6 protein-coding genes are annotated in these 5634 nt (G+C 66.8%); 4 read left to right on the forward strand and 2 right to left on the reverse strand.

The features are described 5' to 3' along the window. The coding region (locus tag QOC69_RS14650; protein WP_526440692.1) for a VOC family protein at positions 1-371 on the reverse strand (371 nt) is incomplete at its 3' end. Positions 372-417: 46 nt separating this feature from the next. Between QOC69_RS14650 and QOC69_RS14655 the strand changes: the two genes are divergently transcribed. Genes QOC69_RS14655 through QOC69_RS14670 form a run of 4 tightly spaced genes read left to right on the forward strand, consistent with a single transcriptional unit; the run spans position 418 to position 5075 of the window. Continuing rightward, positions 418-2142, forward strand: coding sequence for an N-acyl-D-amino-acid deacylase family protein (locus tag QOC69_RS14655; RefSeq protein WP_526440694.1), 1725 nt, complete (start codon positions 418-420; stop codon positions 2140-2142). Positions 2143-2190: 48 nt separating this feature from the next. Beyond that, complete coding sequence (locus QOC69_RS14660; RefSeq protein WP_184437171.1) at positions 2191-2508, forward strand: N,N-dimethylformamidase alpha subunit family protein; 318 nt, start codon at positions 2191-2193, stop codon at positions 2506-2508. 5 nt (positions 2509-2513) lie between these two features. After that, complete coding sequence (locus tag QOC69_RS14665; protein WP_526440697.1) at positions 2514-4679, forward strand: N,N-dimethylformamidase beta subunit family domain-containing protein; 2166 nt, start codon at positions 2514-2516, stop codon at positions 4677-4679. A 21-nt stretch (positions 4680-4700) separates the two neighbouring features. Continuing rightward, on the forward strand, positions 4701-5075 hold the full coding sequence (locus QOC69_RS14670; RefSeq protein ID WP_526440699.1) for a pyridoxamine 5'-phosphate oxidase family protein: 375 nt from the start codon (positions 4701-4703) through the stop codon (positions 5073-5075). Between the two features lie 128 nt (positions 5076-5203). On the opposite strand, the gene QOC69_RS14675 is transcribed toward QOC69_RS14670, so the two are convergent. After that, positions 5204-5634, reverse strand: a 431-nt coding sequence (locus QOC69_RS14675; RefSeq protein WP_526440701.1) for a TCP-1/cpn60 chaperonin family protein, incomplete at its 5' end; no start/stop codon positions are given.

Genomic DNA, 5634 nt, shown 5'->3' on the forward strand with positions numbered 1-5634 from the left:
GGTTGCGCACCGTGGAACACGGCCTCGACGTTGTTGCCGTCCGGGTCACGGACGAACGCACCGAAGTAGCCGGGGTGGTACTCCGGCCACAGCCGCGGCCCGTGGAGGGACTCGGCACCCAGCTTCAGAGCGGCGTCGTAGAAGGCCTTCACCTCGTCGGTGCTGGTGGCCTGGAAGGCGAAGTGGATCGGCGCGCCCACCTCTCGGTCGGTGCCGTCCTCGATCCAGAAGTCGGGCTTGCCGTTGCTGCCGTAACCGATGGCAGGCCCGACGTCCATCTGCCGGGTGTGGCCCAGCACTCCCAGCACGGTGTCGTAATACTCCTTCGACTTGGTGTAGTCGGCGCAGATGATTCCGAAGTGATCGATCACGGCCTCATCCTGGCACTTGCCACCGACACGGTCGTACATTCAGCTGATGGGCTTCGACTTGATCATTCGCAACGGCACGATCGTCGACGGGCTCGGCGGTGAGCCGTTCGTCGGCGACGTCGCGATCGCCGACGGCGTCATCGCGGCGGTTGGCTCCGTCGAGGGCGAGGCAACGCGCGAGCTCGACGCCACCGGGCTGCTCGTCACCCCGGGCTTCGTCGACCTGCACACCCACTACGACGGTCAGGCCATCTGGTCGGACCGCATGATCCCGTCGTCGGCGCATGGTGTCACGACCGCGGTGATGGGCAACTGCGGTGTCGGCTTCGCCCCGTGCCGGCCCGACGACCACGAGACGCTCGTCGACCTGATGGCCGGCGTGGAGGACATCCCCGGCGTCGTCATGGTCGACGGGCTGCCATGGACGTGGGAGACGTTCCCGGAATTCCTCGACGCACTCGACGCCGGAAGGCGTGACATCGACGTCGCGGCGTATCTGCCGCACTCGCCGCTACGCGTGTACGTGATGGGTCAGCGTGGCGTCGACCGCGAGCCCGCCACCGCCGAGGACCTGGCGCTGATGCGCAAGCTAGCCGCCGAGGCCGTTGAGGTCGGCGCGCTGGGCTTCGCGTCGTCGCGGTTGACCCTGCACAAGTCCGAAAGCGGAAGGCCGATACCCAGTTTCGAGGCCGGCCATGCCGAGATCGAGGCGATCGCCCGCGGTGTCAAGGACGCAGGCGGTGGCCTGATCCAGTTCGTCCCCGACCTCGTCGCAGGCGATTACGGGCCGGCGCTGCAGACGGTGTTCGACGTCGCCGAGGACGTCGGGCTTCCGGTGACGTTCACGCTCGCGATCGGCAACGCCGGGGACCCGTTCTTCGAGGAAGGGCTCAACCTGGTCGCGAAGGCCAACGCGGCCGGCGGCGAGGTCAGCGCGCAGATCTTCCCCCGCCCCATCGGCCTGGTGATCGGACTCGAACTGTCCGGCAATCCGTTCGTCCTGTACCCGAGCTACCGCGCGCTCGCCCAGCTGCCGCTGGCCGAGCGGGTCGTCGAGCTGCGCAAACCCGAAGTGCGCGAACGCATTCTGTCGGACAAGCCGGCCAGCGACGGGCATCCGCTCATGTTCGCGACCCAAGCGTGGGACTGGATGTTCCCGCTGGGCGACCCGCCGAACTATGAGCCAGACACGTCGGACAGCATCGGCGCTCGAGCGAGGGCACGCGGGGTGAGTCCGCTCGAAGAGGCTTACGACCGCATGCTCGACGACGACGGGCACGCCATGCTGCTGATTACGCTGGCCAACTTCCGGGACGGTTCGCTGGACACCGTGGCGGAGCTGCTCCGCCGCGACGACGTCGTCCTCGGCCTTGGCGACGGCGGCGCACACTACGGAATGATCTGCGACGCAAGCTTTCCCACCTACATGCTGGCCCACTGGGCGCGTGATCGCGCGTCGGGCCGGCTCTCGGTGGCCGAGGCGGTGCGCGAGCTGACGGCCGTGCCCGCTAGGGTGGCCGGCCTGGCCGATCGCGGCCGCATCGCCGTCGGCTTCAAGGCCGACCTCAACGTCATCGACCACGCCGCGGTGCGCCTGCACAAGCCCGTACTCGCCCACGATCTGCCCGCCGGTGGGCGCAGGCTCGACCAGAGTGCCGACGGCTACGTCGCGACGATCGTCTCCGGTGAGGTGATCGCCGAGAATGGCGTGCCGACCGCCGCGCGCCCCGGCAAGCTGATCCGCGGCAGGCAGTCCGCCCCGGTTGCCTAGACGAGTTCACCGTGCGTGGGTCTCGACGCGGATCTACGATGCGCATCGATGACTCAGTCCGCCTATCGCATCGATCCGATCACGGATCTTCCCCATGCGCGGGAGTTCATGGCCACTCCGGTCGGCCTGCACAGCCCGGGGCTGCAGCGTGTCCTCAATGTCCTTCGTGGTGAGCCGCTTGCGGGCAAGTACGTCTTGATCGAGGTCACCCCGCATCGGCGATGGCGCTTGGCACGACTGACCGGTGAACGTGGCCAACCCGTTCGCCTCCTCGACACCGAGTTCACCGATCTCGCGGCGGCCGAACGCGAAGTATTCGCCTTGCGCTGGAAGGAGCACGTCGGCCAGGACCTCGTCCTCGGCTGATTCCCATGCCCACGCTCACGGGTTACAGCGACAAGCTCTACTGCCGCCCCGGCGATACCGTCGCGTTCAAGGTCAACTGCGAAACGGCGCCCGAATATCACGCCGAGGTCGTCCGGCTCATATGCGGTGACACCAATCCCGACGGTCCCGGCGTCAAGGAGGTCGTCGTCGATACATCCGTCAACGGTGTCCACCCTGGGCGCCCGCAGCACATCAAGGCCGGCTCCTACGTAGAGGTGCCGAGCCGCCCGGTCCTCGAGAACTTGGAGAGCTTCTCGGTGGAGGCCTTCATCTGGCCAACAACGCCGGCAAAGGGTGTGCAGGGGCTCATCACGAAGTGGTCCGATTCCGAGGGCTTTGCGCTCATCGTCGACGGAGCGGGCGGCGCTGCACTGAAAACCGGTGACGGAACACGAGATTCCGTCGTGACGGTCGGTAAACCGATGCAGGTCCGGCGTTGGTATCGGGTCGGCGCGAGCCTCGACGCCGCGACCCGCACGGTCTCGGTCTTTCAGATCCCCCTCGACCCGGTACCCGGAATCGACGACGCCGGCGTGGTTGACGCTCGACTGGACCAGCTGCCGAAGGCGCACAACGGCCCTCTCCTTTTCGCAGCGTTCCCCGGTCCGGCAGCGGTGTTCAACGGAAAGATCGACAGTCCCCGGATCTGGAGCGACGTCGAGGCCGACGATCTCATGGGCGCCTGGGACTTCAGTTCACAGATGTCATCTCAAACCGCCATCGACGGATCGCCCAATGAGCTGCACGGCACGGTGGTGAACTTCCCCGCCCGTGCCATGACGGGATGGAATTGGACCGGCGAGGAAATGGACTTCAAACGGGACCCATCCCAGTGGGGCGCGATCCATTTCCACGACGACGACATCTACGACGCCGCATGGGAAACGGACTTCGAGTTGACGGTTCCCGAGACGATGACGAGCGGCCTCTACGCCGCGCGCCTTCGCGCCGAAGGAGCCGAGGAATACATCCCCTTCACCGTCGGGCCCGCGCCGGGCAAGGAGCAGCGGATCGCGCTGGTTCTGCCGACGGCCAGCTACATGGCCTACGGCAACGACCACCTCGGCACCGACGGCGGAAACGGCGAGCTGCTCAACAACATCCTCAACGTCCTGACCCCACCTGATCTGTTCCTCAACGAGCACTGGGAGTACGGCGGGTCGCTCTACGACGAGCATTCCGACGGCAGCGGTATCTGCTACTCGTCGCGGTTGCGGCCGCTGCTGCAGATGCGCCCCAAGGTGCAATGCCTCCTCGGTGGCTTCGGATCGTCGAAGTTGTGGCAGTTCAATGCCGACACCCACATCGTTGATTGGTTGGACGCCTTGGGCTTTGGTGTGGACATCTACACCGACGAGGAGCTGCACTACGCCGGCCACGGCCTGCTGGAACCGTACGCCGTCGTGCTGACCGGATCGCACCCCGAGTACACCTCGACCGAGATGTGGGAGGCGTACCACGACTACCGCAACAGCGGCGGCCGGCTGATGTATCTCGGCGGCGACGGGTTCTACTGGCGCATCGCATTTCACCCGGATTGTCCCGGCATCATCGAGCTGCGTCGCGCGGAGACCGGAGTGCGGGCGTGGGCGGCGGAGCCGGGCGAGTACTACCAGGGTTTCGACGGCCGCTACGGCGGATTGTGGCTGCGGCAGGGCCGCGCGCCGCAGAAGCTCGTCGGCGTCGGATTCTCCTGCCAGGGCTTCGATCTGTCGTCGCACTACCGTCGCAACCCGGACAGCTTCTCGCCGAAGGTGGCCTTCATCTTCGCCGGTGTCGACGACGACGAACTGATCGGCGACTTCGGTTTGATCGGTGGCGGCGCCGCTGGCCTCGAGCTCGATCGCGCCGGCGCTGAGCTGGGAACTCCGCCGAACGCCTACATCCTCGCCTCCTCGGAGCAGCACACCAACGCCTACTATCTGGTGCCGGAGGAATTCCTCGAGACGGGACCGGCGCTGGGCGCTGACGAGAACCCCAATGCCCGTGCCGATCTCGTCTTCTTCGAGACGCCCAACGCGGGGGCCGTGTTCTCCGTCGGCTCGATCGCGTGGGCAGGGAGTCTGTCGCCGAACGACTACGCCAACAACGTGTCGCGCATTACCGAGAACGTGCTTCGGCGGTTCCTCGACCCAAGCCCGTTCGACTAGGTTTCCTACTATCCTCACGTCATGAGCGTGAAGGTGGATCTGGATCAGCTCGCCGATGCGCTGGCCGATTTTGCCTTCGCCTATCTGATCACCGTTGGCGATGACTACCAGGCGCGCACCGTCGCGGTCGATCCGGTGCTGCGCGACGACGTGCTCGACGTCGGAACGGTCGGCGGCGGCACGCGCCGGAACCTGGCCGCGCATGACGGCGTCACGCTGTTGTGGCCTCCGCGCGAACCTGGCGGCTACACGTTGATCGTCGACGGTCGTGGGCTGCTCAGCGCCGATGACGCGCCGCTACAGGTCGTGCCCAGCCACGCGGTGCTGCATCGCCCAGCGACCCCGGCCGCGGCGGCCTCGGCGACCGGTTCCGGCGACGACTGCATACCGCTCTGAACGCGAGTGGGAACCTCACGACAAAAATCGGCGAAAACCGTCGCCACCTTCACACTCGGCGGGGAGCGCGGACACGAAAAGGCCCGGCTCGCAAGCCAAGCGAGCCGGGCCCTTCGTAGTAGGTGGACTTAGAAGTCCATGCCGCCCATGCCACCGGTCGGGTCGCCCGCAGGTGCGGACGCCTTCTCCGGCTTGTCGGCGACGACGGCCTCGGTGGTGAGGAACAGCGCCGCGATGGACGCCGCGTTCTGCAGCGCCGAGCGAGTGACCTTCACCGGGTCGGCAACGCCGGCCTTGAGCAGGTCCTCGTACTCGCCGGAAGCAGCGTTCAGGCCGTGGCCGGCGGGAAGGTTGGTGACCTTCTCGGCGACGACGCCCGGCTCCAGGCCGGCGTTGAAGGCGATCTGCTTCAGCGGAGCCGACAGCGCGACGCGCACGATGTTGGCGCCAGTGGCCTCGTCACCCTCGAGCTTCAGCTCGTCGAGTGCAGGAGCCGACTGCAGCAGAGCCACGCCGCCACCGGCGACGATGCCCTCTTCGACGGCAGCCTTGGCGTTGC

This window comes from Mycobacterium sp., from assembly GCF_032162105.1.
Lineage (GTDB): Bacteria > Actinomycetota > Actinomycetes > Mycobacteriales > Mycobacteriaceae > Mycobacterium.

Excerpts from the sequence above, each read along its gene's own strand:
- QOC69_RS14660 (WP_184437171.1), top strand. The coding sequence starts at position 2,191 with ATGACTCAGTCCGCCTATCGCATCGATCCGATCACGGATCTTCCCCAT.
- QOC69_RS14670 (WP_526440699.1), top strand. The coding sequence starts at position 4,701 with ATGAGCGTGAAGGTGGATCTGGATCAGCTCGCCGATGCGCTGGCCGAT.
- QOC69_RS14655 (WP_526440694.1), top strand. The coding sequence starts at position 418 with ATGGGCTTCGACTTGATCATTCGCAACGGCACGATCGTCGACGGGCTC.
- QOC69_RS14665 (WP_526440697.1), top strand. The coding sequence starts at position 2,514 with ATGCCCACGCTCACGGGTTACAGCGACAAGCTCTACTGCCGCCCCGGC.